Below are 22,524 nucleotides of genomic sequence, written 5' to 3'. Positions count from 1 at the left end.
CTTATGCTGCCATAGAGAGGAAGCCTGAAGGAGTGGAGGACTTCCGGGTCGGTGGAATCTCCACAGGGAACAACACCTTCACTTGATCGATCAACACTTGAGGATCTTCGGTATGGATCGCTTCATAAATCGCTGATTCCAGTTGATCTTCCTCGTCTGAAACAGGCTTCAACACTGGGGGATCTTTTTCATCCGTTAAAAGGTCGAGTCTTCTTCTCGCCCTGTGCAGCAAGGCTTTTACAGCAGTCTCAGTCATCTGGAACATCTCCGCAATCTCTGAGATCTGGAACCGGAAACCTTCCTTCAATGTAAAAATGGCGGATTGCTTCGCGGTCAGAGAGGACAGCTGTTCCATGAAGTCATATTGAGTCTGAACCTCTTCACGCTCCTCCTCAGGAATAGGTCCGACGGTTTCGCGGTTTCGTTTCTTTATTTGATCGAGCCAAAGATGATAGGCGATTTTTTTCAATAGAGCGGTTGTTAAATATTTCTCCTTGTAATGATCCAATCCTCTACAAAATGCCTCTTGGGCAAGATCTTCTCCATCCCATACATTCTTGGAAAGAAAGAGACAATAGCGTTTCAACTTGCTGTACATTTCAACTGTATGATCTGTCGAGGGCGTTTCTTTTTGTTCCATATTGCCAGGCCTGGCGAACATTTACCTCACTCCTTTTTTGCTCCTCTCTACTCTTTAAACGATTCAGGAAGGATAAAAGATATGGGCTAGAGAAATTTTCGGTATGTATACTTTTATTCTATTCCATTCCATTAAGCCGGTATACAAATTAGCCTATTCAGATTATTGTTTTGGAATATTATGTTAATATGGGTGTGAGGTGAGGGAAATGAGTAAAAAGTGGATGAGCTGGTTAGGTCCAATCCTCATATGTATCCTTTTCATTGGATTACTGCTTTATCATTACTTGGAAAAAGAACGAGCTTTACCAACGGAAGACTGGAGCAGGACCATTACCGTCATGGATTCCACTGGGAAAAGTAAACCATATGTGTATGAAGAAGGGAATCAGTTCCATCTGTACCAATCCGATGAGCAAAAGGTTCTTCATTATGTTGTCAACGATTTGAAAGTTCAAAAACAGGAAAGCATACAGGCACAGATTTCGAGTACGTCCTATTTTTGGGCAAAAGAGGATCAATTGCTGTATTTCAAGGACAACACAATCTTCCACAACGATGGTCAGACAGAGAACATATTATTTGAAGATGTGCAGGGAATGAAAGCAACACCTGATCAAGTCGTCTATTGGAACGACAACGAAATCTATACCATCGAGACGGAATCTTTGGAAAGCCGCCTAGTAGCGAAGAGCGAATTTCCAATAGAAGACATCATCTTACATAACGACCCAAACGCCTTCATCGTCCTCTCAGACCGCGCATCAACAGATTTGAAGGTCCACTATTTTGAAAAAGAAGCCGACTTATACCAACCGACAAAAATTACTGAAATTTCAGAAGCGGGCGTCGCTGAGTATACTGGGATGGACTTTGTTGAACAAGATGGGAAGCTCCACCTGGTATTCACGACATACAGTACAGCCCAGCAGAAATTGAATTACAGAGCCTATTACGCATCCATTGAACCTGGTAGCAATCAGAAGCCTGATTTCAAGGAAATGCTCTTCCATCTGGAAAAAACGGGGGAGCGATTGTTCAAACCAAGAGATTTAGAAATCTACATGAAAGAAGATACACCGACGGTCCTGTTCTCAACAGATGGCAGAACAGTAGGAAAGCAGGTGGCCTCGAACATCTACATGGCAACCATACAAAACAACAAGTGGGTTGCCAAGCGGATCAGTACGAGTAAGGAGTCATCTGAACAACCCCAGCCGTTAAACGATGGGACGGTCGTATGGCTCGATTATACGGGAAAAGAATACAATCTCAGTGGTTCATCAAACAATCCTGAAATCGTCGAACAGAGTCAACAGATTACTTCTGACGATTGGGCAAACGCAACATCCAATGCCATCTCCGGTTTGTTCACAGGATTTTTGATCTTACTCATCGCATCCATTTGGATCGCGCCACCAGCCATTTTCTTAGTACTCGTCAACTTTATAAAAGAGGAATCCCTGGATGAAAACAAATCCTGGGTGTTATGGGCAAGTATCTTGATTTATTTAGGAATACAGCTGACATTGATGCCGAAAGTGTTCAATCGTTCCTTCTTTATGAATGCGCCGGATTATCTGACGTTTTCTGGGACGATGTATATCCTTCCGTTGGTTTTCGCCCTATTTGCCTACGGAATGATGAAAGCAGGGACAGACCAATCATGGGGAATCATCAGCCGCGTTTCTTACTTCGTCGGTGTCAATCTCCTCATTTTCATTACTCTGATTGGGCCATATACGATTTAATACGGAATACATCGCTCCTTTTCACGAAGGAGCGATTTTTTATGAATTGGAAGGGAATTACAGAAGCTGTGTGGAAGTGATAGTTTATGCTTTTTTTACATATAGGAGGAGTAACAGATGAACCAATTATCCGGAGTAACATTTCAAGTAAGAGTTTCTGATTTTGATAAAGGGAAGGAATGGTATGAAAAGCTCTTCAACCGAAAGGCGGATTTCATTCCTCACGCTGATTTTGTGGAATGGGAGATCATTCCGAATACATGGCTTCAAGTTTCTAAAGGCGTCCCTTCAGTAGGAAACGGACCACTACGAATCGGAGTGGAAAACATACAGGAAGAACGCATCCGTCTAATGAAAAAATTCCAGATCTCGATAGAAGATGTGAACACAAGAGAAGGCGTGCCGGTGAAATGGTGTACGTTTGAAGATCCTGATGGAAATCTCATTGGGCTATATGAAGAATTGAAGGTCACAACATGAGTTTAATGCGTGTAGGGACGACTTATATTCCGGTATCTGACGTCACGAAAGCAAGCGATTGGTATGTGGAAAACCTGAAGGCCGAATTGAACTATAAGGATGAGAAGAAAGCGATCCTCAATCTGGCGAACCAGAGCTTTTTCCTCGTTAAAACAGATGGTCAAGAAACGGCTAATTTTACAGATGAAGATGGACAAGAGCGGTTTTCGCTCACGTTCGAAGTGGATGGACTGGAGCAGTTGAAGTCCCTCCATAAAAACTTCCAACAAAACGGGATCCGGGTAGGAGAAATCGAAGACCGAGGTCACGCAGGGAACAATTTCGTATTTTATGATCTGGACGGGAACAAGTTCGATGTATGGAGTGAGCTAAGCCCGGAGTTCAAAGAAAAATATCAAATCACATAACGAGGAAACATCATGAAATTATTGAAGACGGCAGAGTTGCCGAAAGAAATACGGACAACTTTTTTCAGAGAGCATTGGGGCAGCCCTGAAATGGTCATCTCATCAGGCACCTACCGATGTGATGAACTGGATGGTTTCGCTGTTCTGAATCGAGAGGGGAATATCCTCGGAATGATCACCTACGTGAGTCAGAACGATTTCCTGGAGATTATGTCTCTGGATAGCCTTAAGGAGAACAGAGGGATCGGTTCAATGCTGATGGAAGTAGTGGAACGAGTGGCAGTAGAGCTTGGGGTAAGTACCATCCGGCTCATTACCACAAATGACAATCTGAATGCATTGAAGTTTTACCAGAAAAGAGGCTATCACCTTGTGGAGGTTTTTCCTGGTGCGGTTGAAAGGGCTCGTACAATGAAACCTGAAATTCCGTTGATAGCTGACAACGGCATTCCCATCCGGGATGAGCTACTTCTCGTCAAAAATATGACAGGTCATTAAAGTGGCAAAGGAGCAAGAGGATGAAATCTGAAAGAAAGTCTGTAATCGTTGACGGCAAAAAGGTCGAATATACTTTCATTGATAATGATGGTGACAAAGTCTGTTTCATGTTTTCAGGTGCGAGCTATTTGTATGATAATCCATTATTCTACTATTCAACGATGCTCATGCTTGAGCACAAATACGATGTCGTGTACATCCATTTTTCTTACAAAGACGAAGAACTAGATCTTCCAATGGAATCAATGACGAACGTGATAGCAAAAGATGTTGATGGAATCATGGAAGAAGTGTTGAACATAAAATCATATGAAGAAAAACTACTTTTAGGAAAGTCCTTTGGAACCATTCCGATCATCAACGCTTATATGAAAGATGAGCGCTTTTCAAATACCAAAATGGTCATCTTAACACCATTAGTAAAATTCGATAGGATCTTCAATAATCTGATGGATGCTGAACAAGCAGTCTATCTTGTCATCGGAACTGATGATCCGCACTATATCTCAGACAGAATCAATACGCTTACTGAAAAAGAGAACATCGTGCTGGAGGAATTTCAGGGTGCAAATCATTCCCTGGACAAACAACCCTTTAAAACGATACAATCTCTGGAACTTTTAAAAGAAACGCTGATGGGTATGCAAGTGTTTTTGGAAGAAAAGGTGTTAAACCATTAGGAGGAAAAAATGAAAGTAGCAGAATTAGAAAATATCATAGATTTTAAGAAGCTTACCATTGTAGAATTACAGATTACACTGCAAGAGGAATATGGAGGGAAAAGGCTCAAGTTCCTTACGCCTTCAGGATTCATTGAAGCGGACATCCGTACTCATGAACCTGAGAGTTTTGATGAATTTCCCAACCTGGGAGCGGCATTGGGCAAGATGGAAACAGACCCGAATGTCGTTGTCCCTGAAAAAGAAGTATTAAATGTACATGCATGTGTCTATTTAAAAGATGTGAAAATTACTCCGCTCGCTTCCCCAGATATACCAACTTACCTAGATGAGTTCGTATTGTTCACAGATCATATCATGGGACTGACGCTTGCAGATACTTATAGATAATAAAGACGCCCTAGCCAGGGCGTCTTTATTTTTACTATTTGAGTTCGATTTTAACTGGGTCTAGTTTGATAGCGTTGTTTATTGTTAAGGCACCGAATGGAACCATAAGCGAGTAATCTTTCATATCAAATGATTTTGGGTTATTTATTGGAATACGTGTTTGAAATTGCATTTTTTCTTTATCGACAATTTCAGAAGTTTGTTCCCATGTCGCATGACCTAGCAAGTCATTCTTATCTGCAATATATCCGTATTCATCGAAGGTTATTTCAGCTGTTGGTACGATTTTTATCCGAGTGGCGAAATTCTGTAGTGTGTTCTTTTTTAACGAATCTTTGTTATTAAGCGTGTAATTGAATACTAATTCATCTTCATCCATTTTAACTTCGTTCACAGTAATGGACGTATCAAAGCGTTCACTCTGTACTTGAAAAGGGACAGAAGTATTCAATGATTGGAAGATTTCTTGTTCATCCAGATGTAGTTTAGGGGCTATCATAAGAAAGTCTGCCTCTTCATCAATCTTACTTGTGAACAGTTCTCGGTAAGTAACAATCCAATTCCCATCAACGAATTGCCTTTCAATTGGATTTACATTCGATTTCATTAATCGTTGCTTCTGATCATCCGTAACCGTTAAGTTCATGTAGTCTAACTTTCCATCCTTCGGCTTTTTCACCTGATACTCAATCAATGTCGTCGCTTTACCTTTTGTAATCGTATTAACAGATAGTTCATAGGCACCGTCTTCAAATGTGGATGTGCCAGCGACTTCTAGTTTTTCAGCCGGGATTTGTTTCACAGGCACTTCGAACTTCCATTTTCCGAACACATCGGCCATATGGGTGAAGGTGAGAGGCAATGTGAATTCTTCTGGCAGCTCTTTTTTATCGTTGTAAAATTCAATGGCTCCTATGAACGTACCGTCATTCGTTTCTTTTAACTGAGTCGAACTGGCTGACCATTGATTTCGGTCTTTCCCATCGAATATATGATAACTGTATCCAGCAGCTGGTCGATTACCGAGGTCCATGTTTTCAATCGTCAGTTTGTCGCCTTTTGCTTCGAACGTGACTCCAATGACATTCCCATCATAGTAAGCGTTCGTAATCGTCACATCGACACCTTTACTTGTCGCTTTTTCATCTAATTCTGTTACGAGATCGCTTGCGAACAGTTCACTTCCGACCGATAGATGCTCGTAAATTGAGCCAAGTAAAGGGACCTGAGCAAGTGCATGGTTCATTGGGGCGAACAGAAAGCCAGATGCGAGCACGAGTGAAGCGGCGGCTGAGGAAAACACCGCGCTAAGCTTGAACGCTTTTTTCCTTTTCTTCAATCGACGTCCATCCTTCATGCCATTTGAAATCGCTTGGAATACATCATCTTTCGAGACCTCGATTTTTTCTGTCTCTTTTTCAAACCAATCTTTGTTCATAAATATTCGCCCCCTCCAACTGTTTCTTCAATTCTTGCTTAGCACGATGCAGATACGTTTTAATCGTGCCTTCAGGTTTGTCCATCGTTTCTGCAATCGTTTGGATCGACTGATCATGGTAATAAAATAGAATGATAGCTGTCTGATATGGAATGCTTAAATGACCAATTGCCTCGGCTAGGTCCAGACGATCTTCCGTCTTTGGACTTTTCTGATCGCGAACCATGGTTAAAAAGTCGTCACCATTCAAAACAACCTTCTTTTTCTTTTTCAATAAATCGTAAGCAGTCCGGATCAAGATCTTTGTAAGCCATGTACTGAAGTATTCAGGCTGCTTCAATTGACCAATGGACATGTAAGCCTTGCATACCGTATCTTGAACGATGTCGAGTGCATCATCTTTATTTCGAACATAGAGGAAAGCAGTCCGATAAAGCTTTTCGTGTTGCTCTCGAATGAGTGTTTCAAAGGCTTCCTCGTTTCCTTTGATCGCTTTTTTCACAAGCTTTGTATGTGTCATGTTCAACCTCCCATCACCCATTAGAGCACTCAGAAGAATGATAAGTTTCAAGTCTTTTCATCTTTTTCATTTTATCGTAAAAATTGATTTTCCAAGTATAAAATCGGTATCTTTTGATTGACCCTGTAGTATGGTACAGGGTTTATGATTGATAAAGAGGTGATCGAAATGGCGTTTCGAACGGGTGAGTTAGCAAAATTATCTGGAGTGAATAAAGAGACGATCCGTTACTATGAACGAATTGGGATTTTGCATGAACCACCGAGGAATGAGTCCGGTTATCGGGTCTATCCTGAAAGTGCCTTACAACGGCTTACATTCATCCGCAAGGCACAAGAGCTTGGGTTTACCTTGCAGGAAGTGGATCAACTGCTCGGGGTCGTCGATCAAGATGATCAACGTTGTCAAAACATGGCTGATTTTACAGCAGAAAAGATCATTGAGATTGAACGGAAAATTTCGGATCTCGTGCGAATGAAAAAGATATTAGAAGATTTGAATGAACGGTGTGAAGAAAATGATGATTTATATACTTGTCCAGTAATTGAACGGCTGACAGAAGAATAGAGGGTTGAGTTGATGAAAAAAGAGAAAAGGTTATTAACAGGGGCGATCATTGGAACGGTATTGACGCTCATTTGTTGTGCGACACCGATTTTGGTCATCCTGTTTGGGGCGATTGGCCTGGGGGCATTCACAGGTTACCTCGACTATGTGTTGATACCAGCGCTTTTTGTATTCATTGGTTTGACGATTTACGCCTACGATAAATATCGAAAAAGGAGTGGATAATCGATGTATGATTTGATTGTAATCGGATCTGGGGCAGCTTCTTTCTCAGCAGCGATCAAGGCAGTTGAAGGAGGAGCGAAAGTAGCGATGGTAGAGAAGGGGACAATCGGCGGAACATGCGTCAATATTGGATGTGTACCATCGAAAACGATGCTCAGAGCGGGAGACATCCAACGTTTGGCCAACAATCAGCCATTCAATGGACTGTCCACGAAAGCTGAAGCCCCCGACTTTGCTCAACTGAAAAAACAGAAAGATGAATTGGTGGGACGACTCAGGAAAGAAAAGTACGAAGATCTGATCAAGGAATATGGCATTGATTTACTGCAAGGTGAAGCCAAATTCATGGGTCAAAACACGATTTCTGTAGCGGACCATACCTACTCATCAGAACATTTTTTGATTGCAACAGGAGCCTCACCATCTATTCCAGAGATTCCTGGACTGAAGGACGTAGATTATTTGACGAGTACAAAAGCGCTTGAATTATCGGAAATACCGAAACGGATTGCTGTAATCGGAGCTGGATATGTAGGAATGGAGCTTGGAGAAATGTTTCACAACCTTGGGGCTGAAGTTACGCTTCTCCAGCGAGGTGAACGCCTGATGAAAGAGTACGATCCTGAAATTTCCGACGTTGTAGGAGATATTTTGAGTAACAAAGGCATTCAGTTTGAAAAAGGCGTAACCTATCACAAAGTCGATGAGGATAAGGGCATAAAAATCATACATTACACACGAAACGGAGAAGAAAAACAGCTTAAAGTGGATGAGGTGATTGTAGCAGCAGGAAGAAAACCGAATACAAGTGCACTCCAACTTAAACAGGCGGGAGTCGAAACGGGGGAAAACGGCGAAGTACGAATCAATGAATATCTCCAAACCAATGTGCCACATATTTTTGCAGCTGGAGATGTTATTCTTGGCCCGCAATTCGTTTATGTTGCTGCCTATGAGGGCGGTCTTGTTGCAAAGAACATCCTACAAAAGGAAAAAGAAAAAGTGGATTTAAAAACAGTACCAGCAGTCACATTTACGAATCCATCGATAGCAAAAGTGGGACTCACAGAGGAAGAAGCAATTCAGGAAGGGTATAGGGTTGCGACTTCGACGTTACCGTTGGATGCTGTTCCAAGAGCATTAGCCAATCACGAAACCCAAGGGTTGTTCAAAATTGTGGTAGAAGAGAATTCCAAACAAATTCTTGGTGTACAAGTGGTCGCAGAAAATGCAGGTGAAATCATTTACGCTGCAACTCTAGCGGTCAAATTCAAACTGACAGCAGAGGATCTCAAAGAAACAATGGTTCCTTATTTGACCATGGCAGAAGGAATCAAGCTTGCAAGCCTATCGTTTGATAAAGACGTATCTAAGCTCTCCTGTTGTGCAGGATAAATACCTAGAGTGTGACCCTCATGAGGGTCACACTTTTTTTTATAGTACCGGCTTGAGCGTCTATTTTTACCGAACTCTAAAGGAATATCCGTTCAGAAATCGAATAAGCAAATAGAACGATGAAGTTTTCGAAAAAAATACCAATGTTATGCCGAAATGCTGTTGTTTCCTCCGAATGACTATAGGGAGGGGAAAACAGAGAATTGATTTTACCTCTTATCGTGTGTCGTTATCGAATGATTTTTTCATTTATAAAGGGGAGGTAGTTGGTTATGGAAGGACAAGCATCATCTATCATAAAAATAAAACGAGGGAGCGAAATCCCTTACAGTGACATTAAAGGTGGACCTAAACTGACAAAAAGTCATTTTGAAATGAGTTATGAAGGTGACCTGCGTGGAGAAGGTATACTGGAAGAATTGAAATGTTATTTTACAGAAACCGCTGCAACGGTATATGGCCTGGAGCGATTTACGGGCAATATCGGAGAGCGGATCGGCAGTTTTGTCATTGAACATAACGGAACCTTTGAAAACGGAGTTCTCTCGTCCACGCAAAAAGTGATTCCACAATCAGGCACAGGAGATTTGAAAGGGATCGAAGGCGTTTTTGATGTAGAGTCGACACAATCGGATGCCTTTTCGATTACGTTCAATTATTCATTTGATGAAGAGATGGCGACTTTCCTCAAAGAAAAGGAAGAGGAAGAAGACAAATACATTGAAGAAGAAATCATCATTGCCGATCAGTGGCTGGATGCATGCAATGCGCTAGAAATTGAAGCCTTATTGGAAATCACATCTCCAACCATTGAGATTTCAGGTCCGAGAGGCTCCGGTTTCGGAAAAGGACTGTTGGTCGATTGGCTGGAGCGAACAGGCCTGAAACTCGAAACGCTCTCCATCTATGGCAGAAAAGGCGTACTGGTTTATGAGCAACACGCGAAATGGAGTGGACAAGAAGGCAGGACAGCAGGTGAAGCGAATGCTGCCTCAGTCCTGAAAGTGAAAGATGGTAAAGTCGCTTTCATCGCAAGATTCGATAGCCTTGAGAAAGCGTTGAAAGAAGCTGGCATCCAAGAGAGTGATAAAGTTTTATAATGGTGTACAAATAGGATGCGAAAGGATGGGACGAGATGTCTCTAGTCAATGCCGAAACATTATCCATTTCCATTGATTGCAGTGTGAATAAAGCGTACGCGTACATTTCTAACCCGGAAAATCTGCCTCAATGGTCGTTCTTCAAATCTGTTAAAAAGATAAATGACCAGTGGATTGTTGATGGTGGGGATGGTCCAATGAATTTTCGTTTCGTCGATCACAATGTTTTCGGCATTCTTGATCACTTTGTTACACCTTCGCCAGAAGAGTCGATCATGGTGCCGATGCGTGTGTTTCCTAACGGTACAGGCTGTGAAGTGACCTTAACGGTTTTCCAGCAGCCGATGATGTCAGAAGAGCAGTTCAACCAGGACATTTCTCAAGTACAGCAAGACCTGGATACGTTAAAACAATTGTTGGAACAGTCATTCTGATTCTTCAATACTTCAATATATAAGGAAAGGCTACCGGCGAAATGCCAGTAGCCTTGTTCTGATTAAACTTTTACAGCGGGTAACGTTTTGCCGGATTCCAGAAGTGTTTTCAGGTTGCTGAGAATGGCTGGCCATCCGTTGTTGACGCCCTGGAAGGTGTCCATATCTTCTACGAAGTCTGAGTCGACGAGGTTCTCGTGGATCACTGTCAGTTTTACAGTGTCCTCCATTTGTTTCAAGTCGAAAGTGACGACCGTCGTTTCATCTCGCTCGGTAGGATCTTCCGGTGAACTCCAGGTGTATGTCAACCGTTGATATGGCTCACTCTTTAACACCTTACCTTCTATATCCACACCACCCTTGTCCCTCAAAAAAGTAACTTCAGAACCTTCTTTCCAATCCGAAGAGACGCGGTGTCCAAAGAAGTATTGTTCCGTAAAATCCCCGGAAGTCAGTGCTTCCCACACTTTTTCAGGGGTAGAAGCGATGTACGTCGAGTATACGAACGTGCGGTTACTCATCCTATTCCTCCTCTAATTTAGATTTCAGCTCATTTAGTGCCTCTAAGCGATGTCGGTAGTATTTTCCAATCCAACGATCATAGATTTCACTGATGGGAGCAGTGTTCAGATAGTGCTGTTTGCTGCGTCCTTTCCAAACGACAGTGACGAGGTTCGCCTCTTCTAGTAGTTTCAAGTGCTTCGTAACAGCTTGCCTCGACATCTCAAGGTGTTTACAGAGTTCACTCAATGTCTGTCCATTCTTTATGTAGAGTGAATCCATCAATTTTCTCCGACTGGCATCGGCCAGTGCTTTAAATACGTTGTCCATGTTTGTATTATATGCAACTAAATGGTTGCGTGTCAATTGATAATCGATTTTTACTGTTTTTGATGAGCGTTGGGAGTGAAATTATGCATAATGAGGCATGAAAGTGGTTAAAACGGTTTTGTTTTAAGATGTAACCACAGGATCTGATGTATTTCCCATAAAAAACGTTCTATTTCCGATAAAAATGAGAAATTATAGATCAGATTTCCGGTTTTCCCATAAATATGAGAAATTATAGATCAAAATCAGAAATGATAGATCAATTCCATAAAAAAGAAGCTGACCAAAGTCAGCCTCTACTATACAAACTTATGAACGCACTGGGGAGATAAGGTGAACCTGGTCATCTTCTTCGGTTGCCGGCTTGATGAGGATCGGGCGCATCGAGCCGTTGAAACTGATGGAGACCTGGTCGTCTTTCAACGTTTTCAGTGCATCAATCATTAACTGACCATCAAACGAGATTTCCAATGATGGCTCCCCGATGATTTCCTTGATTTCCTGTGTTTCCTTGATTTGTCCCACTTCTGATGAGGTGGAAGAAATCTGCAGTTGACCCTCTTCACTGATGGCAAGGTTCACATTGTTATTCTTTTGATCGCTCGCCAGGAAATAGGATCGATCAATTCCTTCAAGCATCTGTTCCGTATCCATGATGATTTCAGTTTTCATATCTGTAGGAATCAATCCTGTTGTACTTGGATAAGCTCCTTCGATCAATCTTGAATACAGCTTGATTTGATCCGATTGGAAAAGGACATGGTTTTCACTGATGGAAAGTTCCACTTCTTTTGAGAACGACGAGCGAAGCTTCATAAACTCCTTCAAGGTCGAGCTCGGCACGATACACGAAAACTCATAATCCGCTTCAACCGGTAATGATTGCATGGCTAGACGGATTGAATTGGTTGCTACACATGAAAGCTTTTGATCGTGAAACTCCATGTGCAATCCCGTCAATGCAGGTCTTGTCTCATTTTTTGCAACCGCAAAGAGCGTATGTTGAATCATTTCCGCAAAATCATCCCGATTCAACATCAAACGCATATCCGTGTTCGCTTTCGGGAATGGAGGGAACTCATCGACTTTCAATTGATTCAACCTTGTCACGATGGAACCGGATTGGATTTTTACAAAGCGATGGTCGTCTACTTGGATTGAGACCTTGGCAGGCATTCGCTTGACGATTTCACTGAAATGTCTGCTCGGGACATGGACTTCGCCTGGCTCTGTAATTTCAACGATCGTTTGCCCGTCAACCACTGCAGGGATATCCCTCTGGATGAACAAGTCCAAGTCTGTCCCGATTATAGTCAGACCGTTATCTTTTGCCACTAAACAAAAACCTGCTGTGGCTGGAATCATGCTTGATATGGAAATCCCTTTTCGAATATCGGAAATCGCTTCATAGAAGTAGTGTTGATCCACTGTAAATTCCATTGCTGTTAAACTCCTTTTATGTCAAATCTTAAAGGAAAAACTGACCGACGAAGTTCGTCGCTCAGCTTAACTTCCTCCGTTCATGTACTCGTTGTCACCCATTACATAATTCGTGCTTTCACCTTGTTTTGCGTGCGAATTGATGGGACGTTCACCTTTGTTATTGTTGCGTCTTCTTCTCCAATCAATTATACCGGCAAAAGCAAGGAGACCGCCTAAATAAATGAAAAACCAACCCATGAAACATGCTCCTTTCAGGAGGAATCGCATTTGCAGTTTTCTTACCCTTATACTAACATTAAATTCCATTAGATGTTGATCCATGATTAAAAATGGTAAATTAGGATTCTTCTAGACTTCTTGTAATACACTTTGTATAGGATGAACATAAGGAGGCTCTGCCTATGAAGAAAATTGCCATTATCGGCTCACCAGGCGCTGGTAAATCAACATTATCCCGGAGGCTAAGCGTTGTTTCCGGTATCGAAGTCTATCACTTGGACCGGCTTTATTGGAAGCCTGGGTGGGTAGAGTCTTCGAGAGAAGAGATTCGTAGAATTCAACTGGAGCTTGTTCAGAAGGATCAATGGATCATCGACGGCAATTTCGGTTCGACGATGGATATTCGTTTGGACGCCGCGGATACGATCGTTTTTCTAGACATACCGAGGTCGAAATGCTTTTATAGGGTCATTAAAAGGAGGCTCATGTTCCACGGAAAGAGCCGCCCGGACATGGGGGAAGGTTGTACAGAGCGTTTGGACGCGGCGTTTTTACGATATGTATGGGAGTTTCCAGTTGAAAAACGAGTGGATATCCTGTGGAAATTAGCTGAATACGAAGGTGAGAAGCAAGTCATTACGCTGAAAAACAATCAGGACATCGAGTTGTTCTTGGAGCTCGCCAATCAGAACCGAATCTTGCAGGAAGAGATCAGTACGACCGGGGAATAGGCCGTTCTATCCTTGAAATTATGGAAAAGGTAAAATGAAGGATAGAAAGAGACGTATTCGATCCCTCAAAACTATAAAAGCCAAAAATGAAGGATAGAAAGAGACCCTTTCTATCCTCCAAATTAAGAAAAAACCAAAATGAAGGATAGAAAGAAGAGGTTTCGACTGCACCTCTTCTTTTTGTGCGTGAATTTCGACCTGTTTTCACAAATCAAATTAGACAACAAGTAGTAGGGTGATTTTAAACTTTTGTACGTAGGAACTCTGCTTCTCCTTATGGAAACCGTAGTGTATTACGAAAAGGGAGGACATCGAGATGAAAAGAGCGATCACCCTGTTTGCAGCCGTCATGCTGATACTCGGAAGTGGTATTTCCTCAGTAGACGCGACGCATGTCAATTTGGAGGGGGAAGCGAATGTTCCAGTCATTTCTAGTGACAACGTGCAGCTTGTGAACAATATGCCCCACTTGTCGATCATTTCCGCTGCTTTTTCCAAAATGGAGCCTTACATGTATGCCAATACGCTTTCTGGCATCGCAGTGTATGATATCACAGACCCTACAAAGCCAATGCTGAAAGGAGAACTCCCGGAAGCTCATTTTGAAAATGAGGATATGACCTTCGGGGAACGGGAAAACGGCACGAAATTCGTTTTAATCGGCTATGATCCAGCCGGCGTCACACCCACCTATGACGATAAAAGCATTTCTACCGGAACAGAGGTTGCAGTCGTGGATGTTTCAGACCCGGAAAATCCATACGTTGCATCCCGTGTGAAAACAACGACCCGGACACACACCGTCACATGTGCAAATGATGAATGTACGTACGCTTACACTTCCGGAAGTGAGGATGAGAATGGTAATCCGGCATTTTCAATCATTAATCTGGAAGATCCGGCAAACGCTTTTGAAGAAAAGGTGTTCCCAAGCTCAGTTGACGCTGTCGGACACGATTGGGACATCGATTCTACAGGAATTGCCTGGCACACAGGACTTGCAGGAACGGTCGCGTATGACATCTCCGATCCGTTGAACCCGGTCGTACTGAACTCGACGGATGAAAGAGGACTGAACGGAACATCGTGGAACAATTTCATCCATCACAACACGCTGAGACCGAACGGCGATCAATTCGAAAATCGGGCTCCAGCTGAGATGGAAACAGGTGAAAGCACAGAAAGGACCGCTGATCAGATCCGCGCTGGAGAAGTTGTCATGGTGACAGAAGAAGATTACCTGCACCCAGGTACTTGTGATGACGAAGGATCTTTCCAAACTTGGCACTTGCAAAACTTGGACGAGTTTGAAGGACAGACGAACGTCGAGCCAGGATCGGGGACGATCGAACCGCTCGATACATGGAACTCGAAGATTTTAGGAACCGATACGAATACGAAGGCTGGCTTCATCTGTTCAGCTCACTATTCATCCTATCATGAGGAAGGATTCGTCTCGATCGGTTATTATCAACAAGGCGTTAGGATTTTGGACGTAAGAGATCCGTCCGACATCAAGCAAATCGGTTACTGGTTCACTGGAATACAAGAAACTTGGGGAGCACAATGGGTCCCTGACCGTGATGAAGAAGGTAAGGCAAATGGTGAACATACGAACTATGTGTACGCGTATGACCCAACGAGAGGGTTGGACATCCTGAAAGTCACCTTCCCGGATGAATCACCTGCAAACACGTTGGATCTGAAAGCGGACATCAGTATTGACATGATTGAAGTTCCTGCAACGGACCTCTCGGATGCACTTCAAGACAAAATGTCCCACAACCACGATCATTAATTGTAAAAAGGAAGGCTGCCTCCATGGCAGCCTTTTTTCATTATGTTAAGCCTTCACTTAGATAGGCCAAAAGCCCCCTCGATGTACCGTTTTATCCTAATTCAGGCAATGAAATGATCAATAACTGGACCAAAGGAATCGTATTTGGAATTTCGAATTGACATTGAGAATCAATATCAATTAATATGGGTATTGCGTAATTGATAATCATTTTCACTAACACATATAACATTCAATATAGCCTGGGAGGGATCGTGATTGGAAGCGACAATGCTGAACAATCAACTAGATTCAGACACCTATGATAGAGCAATTGAACAACACCTGCATAAAGAATACCCACATCTTGTAGAACGATACCGAGAAAACATCAAGACCGCAGAAAAGATGGTTCTTCGTCAGCTGATTCAAGCGATTTTACGAGAAAAAATCGTTAAATCCAGCTGGACTGAACACACAGCGATCATTCGATTAAGTGAAGAGGAACAAATCGAAGTTCCGATTGAGAAAAAGTATATCCTTGGACAGATCGATATCGGTGGTCACATCACCTATACCGATCGAAAAGGGAACAAGAGCGATCTCATAAGTCCGGATCAACTGTTGATGTTGATGATTGTCAATGGACTCACTCTCACCTTCGACAACATGGAACAGTTTAGTAAGGAAATCACCAACAGCACATACAATTTCGCGCTTGCACTGACAATTGCGGAATGCCGTAAAAAGCAAGACCGTACTGAAGCGAAAAAACTGGAAGCCGATGATACGTTCGACTATGTGTTGAAAAAGGCAGAACAAGACCCGTACTTCAGTCCGCTTAGGTTTTTTGAACAATGGGTCATCCAGGGACATACGATTCATCCATGCTCCCGTACGCGTTTAGGATTATCGCCTGAAGACATCACGAAATATGCACCTGAATGGGAAGGACAGCCGAACGTCATTCCCGTCGCCGTCCATAAAGCGTATTGTCGACTGACTCACATCGAGAGCTCCGTGACGCAAATTTTAATGGAAGAATATCCGAAAGTGGAGCAAGCCTTCCAAAACACCCTTACGAAAAAGCAACTGAACAAAGAGGAGTATGAACTGATACCGGTGCATCCGTGGCAGCTCGAGAATACAATTCACCGACATTATCAGGAGGAAATTCAAAACGATGTGATCATTCCGCTTGATCATGTGTCTATTGAAACGGCAGCACTCGTTTCATTCCGATCGCTGGCACCGTTAAAAAGTAAGCTCAATCACCATATCAAGACTGCGATGAACGTTCAGATGACGAGTGCAGTTAGGACGGTGTCTGCTGCATCTACTTATAACGGACCGAAAATTTCATCCGTGCTCCAGAAAATCCAAACGGAAGATCCGTTCATCGCAAACACGTTAAGCTTCATGCGTGAAGATGCAGGCATCCACTTCGAACCGAAGAAGGACATTGACGCAGGTGAGAAGTATTTCCTGCAGAAAAATATGGCTTCCATTTTACGAGAAAATCCTGAGAAAACCTTATCCGAAGGGGAAGTAGCTCTACCGGCAGCGGCATTGATTGCAGAGTCTCCTGTATCCGGACAACTCATGATGGAAGAGCTCATCAGGCAACAGGCGAAACGAAAGGACCTTAGCCTTACAGAAGCGGCCGTGGATTATATGGAACAATATGCGAGTGTACTACTGCCTGGTGTCATCGGGCTCATGACGAAATATGGAATCAGTATGGAAGTCCACATGCAGAACTGTGTTGCCGTATTCCGCGATGGAATGCCGAAACGGGTCATCGTCCGGGATAACGGTGGCATCCGGATCATGGAATCCAGGTTGAATACTTACATGGCATTAGAGGACTTGAACAACAGCACGAATCTCATGACATCGAAGCGAGAAGAACTGCTCGATATCTTCTTCCATGCGATCATCCATAACCATCTAGGGGAAATCATCGTTCCATTAGCAAGGAACTTAGAGCTCGATGAATACAGCTTGTGGGCTCCTGTCCGGAATGTCGTGGAGGAAGTATTTGCAGCACTGAAAAGGGATGCTTCCATTCCAAAGGACAATCTCCGAGATGAAGCATACATTTTATCGGACAAATCGAGCATGAAAGCACTCGTCCAAATGAGACTCACAGACAAATTCACAGAGAATGCATACGTTGACGTTGCCAATCCTTTATTGATAAAAAATGAGGTGTTCCCAAAATGACGATTCAATTGATTCAGAAGCCAGCCGTACAAAAGACAAGCAAGGAGTCCATGCTAGAAGAGGAAGTCAATTGTGTCAAGTACGTCATGAAACAGAAACCCGCCTATGTTGCCCACTATTTCGGAAATCTGGAGAGAGGGAGGAAGGGTATTCTACATAAATTAGCTTCCGCCATCCTCCGGGAAGACATCAACGGCTTATATTCACAAGCCATCAATCTGAGAAAGATCGGTTCGGCCCTTGTGATCACAATGAATGGCGAAAAGGAGTTACCCGACCATTTTTATAATAAGATCGAGCGGTATCCGTTTCTTGAAGGGATGACGTATAAAATCGCTCAACTTCAACATTCGGTCCTTGTATTCCCGATTAAAAATGAGTTTGCGTATCACCGGATCGAAACGACCGATGACATCCTGCACATCAGTTCAGAAGAGATGACGACGATTTCTGTTGCCTCTGATTTGTTGAAGGTGATTTATGAGGGTGAAGAGAAACCGGAGAATCTTGACGCGTTCATCTCGGAATTGGATAACGGGGCTGCCAACTTGACGCTCGCGTACATGTTTGATGATGTGTGGAAGGATGAAGTACAGGAAGAAGCTCGCCATCTGGGTTCAGAAAGCACAATGGATTATCTCTCGAAGAAAAGAGAGACCGATGCATCCTTTTCACCGAGCCTGTTCTTTGAGCAGCTCGTTTTGGAGGGGCATCATCTTCATCCAGGTGCGAAGACGAAAATCGGTCTATCGGAGAACGATGTGTTCCGCTATTCACCGGAATTCCATCAAGCTTTCGACGTCCGGTTTGTGGCAGTCGAGCGTGAATGGGTGGTCTCGACAACTCCTGAGACGAAGCGATTGTTAGACGATTTTTACCCGGAGGAATTGGAACAGTGTCTCATTGAATTAACAGAACGCGGATACGATCCTGAACAATTCGACGTCATCCCTGTCCATGAATGGCAGTATGAGAATGCGATTCAAACCATATACCGAGACGAGCTGGAAACAGGTAAGATCATTTTGATTGAAAACGTCACGTTAAAAGCAGAAGCGACTTCTTCGTTCCGAACCGTATATCCGAAGGATCGCACGAAGCCTGCGTTGAAGCTTGCGGTCAACAGCCAGATGACTTCGACGGTCCGATCCATCTCGACTCAGACGGCACTGAACTCGACCCTTTTTACAGAAATGATGACATCCCTTATGGAAAAAGAGGTACACCTAACGAACTTTATTCCGTTGAATGAAGTGGCGGGTGCAGCCTTTAAATCTGATGAAGAGTTGAAAAGCCGGAATTTGACGATGCTCATGCGGGAAAGCATCGAGGATCAACTTCAGGACGAGGAACTTGCCATTGCCGGACCTGCATTATATGCGACATCACCGATCACCGGGAAGACGATCCTATCTGAGCTGATCAACCAGTATGCGGAAGAGAACAATTTGACGAAAAACCGGGCAGCCTTCCCGTTTTTTGAAGACTACATCACGACCGTCATCCCGGGTTATCTCACTTTGATGGTGAAGTACGGCATCGCGCTCGAAGGGCACTTGCAGAACAGCATCCCTGTTTTCAAGAATGGTCGATTGTCCCGTTTCTTTTTCCGAGATTGGGGAGGCTCTCGCATCTACAGAGAACGCTTGAATCATCAAGGGATGGACATCTCGTTCACACCTGGATCCATTTCCGTTACCAATGACGTGAACGAAATGCACAATAAGCTTTATTACACAGTGTTCCAAAACCATCTCGGTGAAATCATCCGCATGCTCGTCCAATATTCTGGCATCCGTGAGGAAGAGTTCTGGAAACGGGTGAAAAAGGTTTGCGCAACGACACTCCGTTCTTTAGCGGCTGAAAAAGGGCTCGCTGAAAACATCTCTCAGGATGAAGCGTTCCTTTACCAGCCGATCGTCAAACATAAGTCTTTGACGAAAATGCGATTGGAGAACGGAAAAGGCTATAGCTATAGTGAGGTAGCCAATCCGCTACATTGTGCGGATCCGTCCGATGATTGAGAAACTGCCTGGATTCATCCAAGCCAATCGTTCATTTGCGTTGAGAGTCCAATCATTCCGCCATTTTCTGTTTGGCAGTTTCGTCGTACGTACGACCGATTGGATGGACCTGACCTTGTTGAACTGGCTTGTCTATCAATGGACGCAATCCCCCGTTGCACTCGGTATTTTGAACGCGTGCCGGCTGCTTCCGATTTTGTTGTGCGGGCTGCAAGCTGGTGTCCTTGCCGATCGGTACAGTCGTAAAAAAGTGCTCATGTTTAGCTACGCCGGAATTTTTGCAAGCACGCTCTTTCTCGCGTACATGGTCTATGCTGATTTTTCAATAGTATGGCTTTATGTGCTGGTGTTTGCCAGGTCGCTCTTCATGACGGTCGAGGTGCCTGTCCGGAACGCGTTCTTGTCTGATCTTGTGGAAGCTGATCAACTTCCGAATGCCATCTCACTGCAAACCATGGTCATCAATGTAGCGCGAATGGTTGGACCAGCGTTAGCGGGCTGGATGTTGTTGAAAATGGAGGCACCGATTCTCTTCGTCCTGATCGGATTAGGGACATTGGTCATCATGGCATCCTTGAATGGCATCAGTGTGGAGGAAGAAAAGCGAGTGCCGATTGAACGCTCGGTCAAATCGGACAAGTCGGATTTGAAAGAAACCTTCCAGTATATAAAAGAAAACCGCTTGATCGTATCGATTCTGTTGATGGCTGTCGCACCGATGGTTTTCGGATTCCCTTATACGACGATGCTCCCCTTGTTCGTCGAGGAACTGATGGGGATGGGGCCGGATGGCTTTGGCCTGCTGCTTTCTGCATCCTCTGTCGGAGCAATCATCGCAACATTGGTCCTATCGGTAAAACCACCGAGTCATCAGGGGAAGATCCTGATTTTCTCCGCCCTCGGCTTTGGGCTGTTTCTCGGATGCTTCATCCTGTTCAGCGCAAGCTACTTTTTATCGATCGTTCTCATGTTGGTGGTCGGCTTTACAAGTCAGTTGTACCGTACGACAAGCCGGATCACCCTTCAGATGCAAGTGGCGGATGCATTACGTGGAAGGGTGTTGAGCATCGCATTAATGGACAGGGCATACATTCCACTAGGCGCGCTATTGATCGGTGTCATTGCTGCACAATTCGGAGCGATGACGGCAGGGTTGTTCATGGGGTTCGGATGCTTCGCTGTCACCTTACTCATCGTTTGGAAACGACCAGATTTATGGAACACTTAAGTTGGAGGAAGAGCACATGCTGACAATCGAAAAGAATGCAGTACAACGATATTTGGAAAATAAATTACACACACGAGGAAACGAAGAGCCAATTTGTGCGTATGTCTATGACCTCGATCGCCTGAAGGAGCATGCGGAAACAATCAAGCAGAGCTTACCGCCGTTTTGCCGGTTGTATTATGCGGTAAAAGCCAACCCCGAGCGGCCGATACTCGAAACGCTGGAACCGATCATCGACGGGTTTGAAGTCGCTTCGCAAGGCGAGATGACGAAACTCGGAACGTTGACTGAAAAACCGATGCTCTTTGGCGGACCTGGAAAAAAAGATCAGGAGATCCGTGCGGCGCTTCAGACGAACGTAGAGTACTTGAATGTAGAAAGCTTTCATGAATTGAACCGGATGGCGTATATCGCTGAACAAATGGATGTCCGCATACCGGTATTGATTCGAGTGAACCTGAGCACGAACGTTTCCGAAAGCCACATCCGCATGTCGGGTGTTCCGACACAATTCGGAGTGGATGAGCGAGACATACCGGCGTTGATTACAAAAGCGCTCGGTTGTGAACACATCGACATCAAAGGGTTTCACTTCCATGCGATGTCCAACAACCTGGACGCAGAAGCACATCTGAAATTCATCCAGTTGTGCATTGAAAAGTCCTTGTACTGGCGTGAAGAATTTAAGTTGGATGCTCCCATCATCAATGTCGGCGGCGGAATCGGCATCAATTACTGGGACCCGGAACAGCCTTTTGACTGGTCGGTGCTTGCAGAAGGTTTACATCGTTTCCACCACTATTATGAAAAAGAAAACCTCACGCTGTTCTTGGAGATTGGACGATACATGACAGCAGAATGCGGATCTTATCTGGCGGAAGTGTTGGATGTGAAAACGAATCATGGTGAGCACTTTGCAGTATTGCGAGGCGGGTCGCACCATTTACGCCTCCCGGCCGCATGGAAGATTAGCCATCCATTCGAGGTGTATCCGGTTGAGGATTGGCGTTACCCGTTCGAACGGCCGGGGATTATGGGTGATGTTGTAACGGTTGCGGGTGAACTATGTACGCCGAATGACGTGCTCGTCCGGAAAGAACACGTTCAGCAGCTGCGTGCAGGTGATGTGATGATCTTCCGTTTTGCAGGAGCATACGGATGGACGATTTCCCACCATGATTTTTTAAGCCATCCTCATCCCGATCACGTTTTTATTAAAAAAGATTGATATTGAAAGCTGACTCGATTACGATGGAATTAACTTGAATGGAAAAGGAGGGTGACACAATGTTTGAAATGGGTATGGACTGCATGAAACGTTTTATCGCGTTCATGAGTACCATTTTTGGGATTTTGCGCTTCAACGGAACCAGTGTGTCCTTTTTTAGGCAAATTCCATAACCCTTTCATCAACATTGAATAAGTTACCTTTCATCGGATTTTATTTGGAAGAGAAAAGGGACTGCCTTTTCTCTTTTCATTTTGAAAAAACAGGAGCATCCAACCACAGGTAAAGCTTAT

The 22,524-nt window shown here is 43.9% G+C and carries 23 protein-coding genes and 1 pseudogene; 17 read left to right on the top strand and 7 right to left on the bottom strand.

The features are described from left to right. Window position 1 precedes the first annotated feature (1 nt). Window positions 2–661: a sigma factor-like helix-turn-helix DNA-binding protein gene (locus tag ACXQIQ_RS08255; RefSeq protein ID WP_439299239.1), complete on the bottom strand. Its 660-nt coding sequence runs from the start codon at window positions 659–661 to the stop codon at window positions 2–4. Window positions 662–848: 187 nt separating this feature from the next. On the opposite strand from ACXQIQ_RS08255, the gene ACXQIQ_RS08250 reads away from it, so the two are divergent. The 6 genes from ACXQIQ_RS08250 to ACXQIQ_RS08225 all read left to right on the top strand — a co-directional run bounded on the left by ACXQIQ_RS08250 (window position 849) and on the right by ACXQIQ_RS08225 (window position 4,845). Next, window positions 849–2,390, top strand: a complete 1,542-nt coding sequence (locus ACXQIQ_RS08250) for a hypothetical protein (RefSeq protein ID WP_439299240.1) — start codon at window positions 849–851, stop codon at window positions 2,388–2,390. Window positions 2,391–2,507: 117 nt separating this feature from the next. Continuing rightward, the gene (locus ACXQIQ_RS08245; RefSeq protein WP_439299241.1) at window positions 2,508–2,870 is read left to right on the top strand and encodes a VOC family protein; all 363 of its coding nucleotides are present in this window, start codon (window positions 2,508–2,510) and stop codon (window positions 2,868–2,870) included. Next, window positions 2,867–3,277 (top strand): VOC family protein, encoded by a 411-nt coding sequence (locus tag ACXQIQ_RS08240; RefSeq protein ID WP_439299242.1) that lies wholly within the window; start codon window positions 2,867–2,869, stop codon window positions 3,275–3,277. The genes ACXQIQ_RS08245 and ACXQIQ_RS08240 overlap by 4 nt, the downstream gene beginning before the upstream one ends. 12 nt (window positions 3,278–3,289) lie before the next feature. Next, the gene (locus tag ACXQIQ_RS08235) at window positions 3,290–3,775 is read left to right on the top strand and encodes a GNAT family N-acetyltransferase (RefSeq protein ID WP_439299243.1); all 486 of its coding nucleotides are present in this window, start codon (window positions 3,290–3,292) and stop codon (window positions 3,773–3,775) included. Between the two features lie 20 nt (window positions 3,776–3,795). Then, window positions 3,796–4,455, top strand: a complete 660-nt coding sequence (locus tag ACXQIQ_RS08230) for an alpha/beta hydrolase (RefSeq protein ID WP_439299244.1) — start codon at window positions 3,796–3,798, stop codon at window positions 4,453–4,455. A 9-nt stretch (window positions 4,456–4,464) separates the two neighbouring features. Further along, window positions 4,465–4,845, top strand: a complete 381-nt coding sequence (locus ACXQIQ_RS08225) for a hypothetical protein (protein WP_439299245.1) — start codon at window positions 4,465–4,467, stop codon at window positions 4,843–4,845. A gap of 34 nt (window positions 4,846–4,879) precedes the next feature. On the opposite strand, the gene ACXQIQ_RS08220 is transcribed toward ACXQIQ_RS08225, so the two are convergent. After that, entirely contained in the window at window positions 4,880–6,283 is a 1,404-nt protein-coding gene (locus tag ACXQIQ_RS08220) for a DUF4179 domain-containing protein (RefSeq protein ID WP_439299246.1), read from the bottom strand. Then, window positions 6,264–6,803 (bottom strand): sigma-70 family RNA polymerase sigma factor, encoded by a 540-nt coding sequence (locus tag ACXQIQ_RS08215; protein ID WP_439299247.1) that lies wholly within the window; start codon window positions 6,801–6,803, stop codon window positions 6,264–6,266. The genes ACXQIQ_RS08220 and ACXQIQ_RS08215 overlap by 20 nt, the downstream gene beginning before the upstream one ends. Window positions 6,804–6,971: 168 nt before the next feature. Here ACXQIQ_RS08215 and merR point away from each other — a divergent pair, with 168 nt between their 5' ends. The 5 genes and pseudogenes from merR (at window position 6,972) to ACXQIQ_RS08190 (ending at window position 10,524) form a co-directional block, all read left to right on the top strand. Continuing rightward, window positions 6,972–7,370 (top strand): Hg(II)-responsive transcriptional regulator, encoded by a 399-nt coding sequence (merR, locus tag ACXQIQ_RS08210; protein WP_439299248.1) that lies wholly within the window; start codon window positions 6,972–6,974, stop codon window positions 7,368–7,370. A 12-nt stretch (window positions 7,371–7,382) separates the two neighbouring features. Then, a complete protein-coding gene (gene merF, locus ACXQIQ_RS08205) occupies window positions 7,383–7,595 on the top strand; it encodes a mercury resistance system transport protein MerF (RefSeq protein WP_439299249.1) in 213 nt (70 codons plus the stop codon). A gap of 6 nt (window positions 7,596–7,601) precedes the next feature. Continuing rightward, window positions 7,602–8,990: pseudogene (merA, locus tag ACXQIQ_RS08200) on the top strand (mercury(II) reductase); the annotation flags it as partial. Between the two features lie 272 nt (window positions 8,991–9,262). Continuing rightward, window positions 9,263–10,090 (top strand): DUF3224 domain-containing protein, encoded by an 828-nt coding sequence (locus ACXQIQ_RS08195; RefSeq protein ID WP_439299250.1) that lies wholly within the window; start codon window positions 9,263–9,265, stop codon window positions 10,088–10,090. Window positions 10,091–10,125: 35 nt separating this feature from the next. Further along, window positions 10,126–10,524 carry a hypothetical protein gene (locus ACXQIQ_RS08190; RefSeq protein ID WP_439299251.1) on the top strand — a complete coding sequence of 133 codons (399 nt, stop codon included), beginning with the start codon at window positions 10,126–10,128 and terminating at the stop codon, window positions 10,522–10,524. A 62-nt stretch (window positions 10,525–10,586) separates the two neighbouring features. Here the strand turns inward: ACXQIQ_RS08190 and ACXQIQ_RS08185 are convergent, their stop codons facing one another. The 4 genes from ACXQIQ_RS08185 to ACXQIQ_RS08170 all read right to left on the bottom strand — a co-directional run bounded on the left by ACXQIQ_RS08185 (window position 10,587) and on the right by ACXQIQ_RS08170 (window position 13,035). Further along, window positions 10,587–11,045: an SRPBCC family protein gene (locus ACXQIQ_RS08185; protein ID WP_439299252.1), complete on the bottom strand. Its 459-nt coding sequence runs from the start codon at window positions 11,043–11,045 to the stop codon at window positions 10,587–10,589. A 1-nt stretch (window position 11,046) separates the two neighbouring features. Next, entirely contained in the window at window positions 11,047–11,307 is a 261-nt protein-coding gene (locus tag ACXQIQ_RS08180; RefSeq protein ID WP_458026001.1) for an ArsR/SmtB family transcription factor, read from the bottom strand. Between the two features lie 357 nt (window positions 11,308–11,664). Next, a complete protein-coding gene (gene dnaN / locus ACXQIQ_RS08175; RefSeq protein ID WP_439299254.1) occupies window positions 11,665–12,795 on the bottom strand; it encodes a DNA polymerase III subunit beta in 1,131 nt (376 codons plus the stop codon). A gap of 66 nt (window positions 12,796–12,861) precedes the next feature. Beyond that, the gene (locus ACXQIQ_RS08170; protein WP_439299255.1) at window positions 12,862–13,035 is read right to left on the bottom strand and encodes a hypothetical protein; all 174 of its coding nucleotides are present in this window, start codon (window positions 13,033–13,035) and stop codon (window positions 12,862–12,864) included. 164 nt (window positions 13,036–13,199) lie between these two features. On the opposite strand from ACXQIQ_RS08170, the gene ACXQIQ_RS08165 reads away from it, so the two are divergent. The 6 genes from ACXQIQ_RS08165 (at window position 13,200) to ACXQIQ_RS08140 (ending at window position 22,231) form a co-directional block, all read left to right on the top strand. Continuing rightward, the gene (locus tag ACXQIQ_RS08165; RefSeq protein ID WP_439299256.1) at window positions 13,200–13,748 is read left to right on the top strand and encodes a DNA topology modulation protein; all 549 of its coding nucleotides are present in this window, start codon (window positions 13,200–13,202) and stop codon (window positions 13,746–13,748) included. A gap of 316 nt (window positions 13,749–14,064) precedes the next feature. Beyond that, window positions 14,065–15,546, top strand: coding sequence for an LVIVD repeat-containing protein (locus tag ACXQIQ_RS08160; protein WP_439299257.1), 1,482 nt, complete (start codon window positions 14,065–14,067; stop codon window positions 15,544–15,546). A gap of 258 nt (window positions 15,547–15,804) precedes the next feature. Then, entirely contained in the window at window positions 15,805–17,751 is a 1,947-nt protein-coding gene (locus ACXQIQ_RS08155; RefSeq protein WP_439299258.1) for an IucA/IucC family protein, read from the top strand. Beyond that, window positions 17,748–19,775 carry an IucA/IucC family protein gene (locus ACXQIQ_RS08150; protein WP_439299259.1) on the top strand — a complete coding sequence of 676 codons (2,028 nt, stop codon included), beginning with the start codon at window positions 17,748–17,750 and terminating at the stop codon, window positions 19,773–19,775. The genes ACXQIQ_RS08155 and ACXQIQ_RS08150 overlap by 4 nt, the downstream gene beginning before the upstream one ends. Beyond that, window positions 19,768–21,003, top strand: a complete 1,236-nt coding sequence (locus ACXQIQ_RS08145; RefSeq protein ID WP_439299260.1) for an MFS transporter — start codon at window positions 19,768–19,770, stop codon at window positions 21,001–21,003. Before ACXQIQ_RS08150 ends, ACXQIQ_RS08145 begins: the two co-directional genes overlap by 8 nt. 16 nt (window positions 21,004–21,019) lie before the next feature. Beyond that, window positions 21,020–22,231: a type III PLP-dependent enzyme gene (locus ACXQIQ_RS08140; RefSeq protein ID WP_439299261.1), complete on the top strand. Its 1,212-nt coding sequence runs from the start codon at window positions 21,020–21,022 to the stop codon at window positions 22,229–22,231. The last annotated feature ends 293 nt before the right edge of the window (window positions 22,232–22,524 follow it).

This window comes from Pseudalkalibacillus sp. Hm43 (assembly GCF_054170705.1).
The sequence above is the reverse complement of the archived record's forward strand: the minus strand, read 5'-3'. Positions and strand labels throughout refer to the sequence as shown.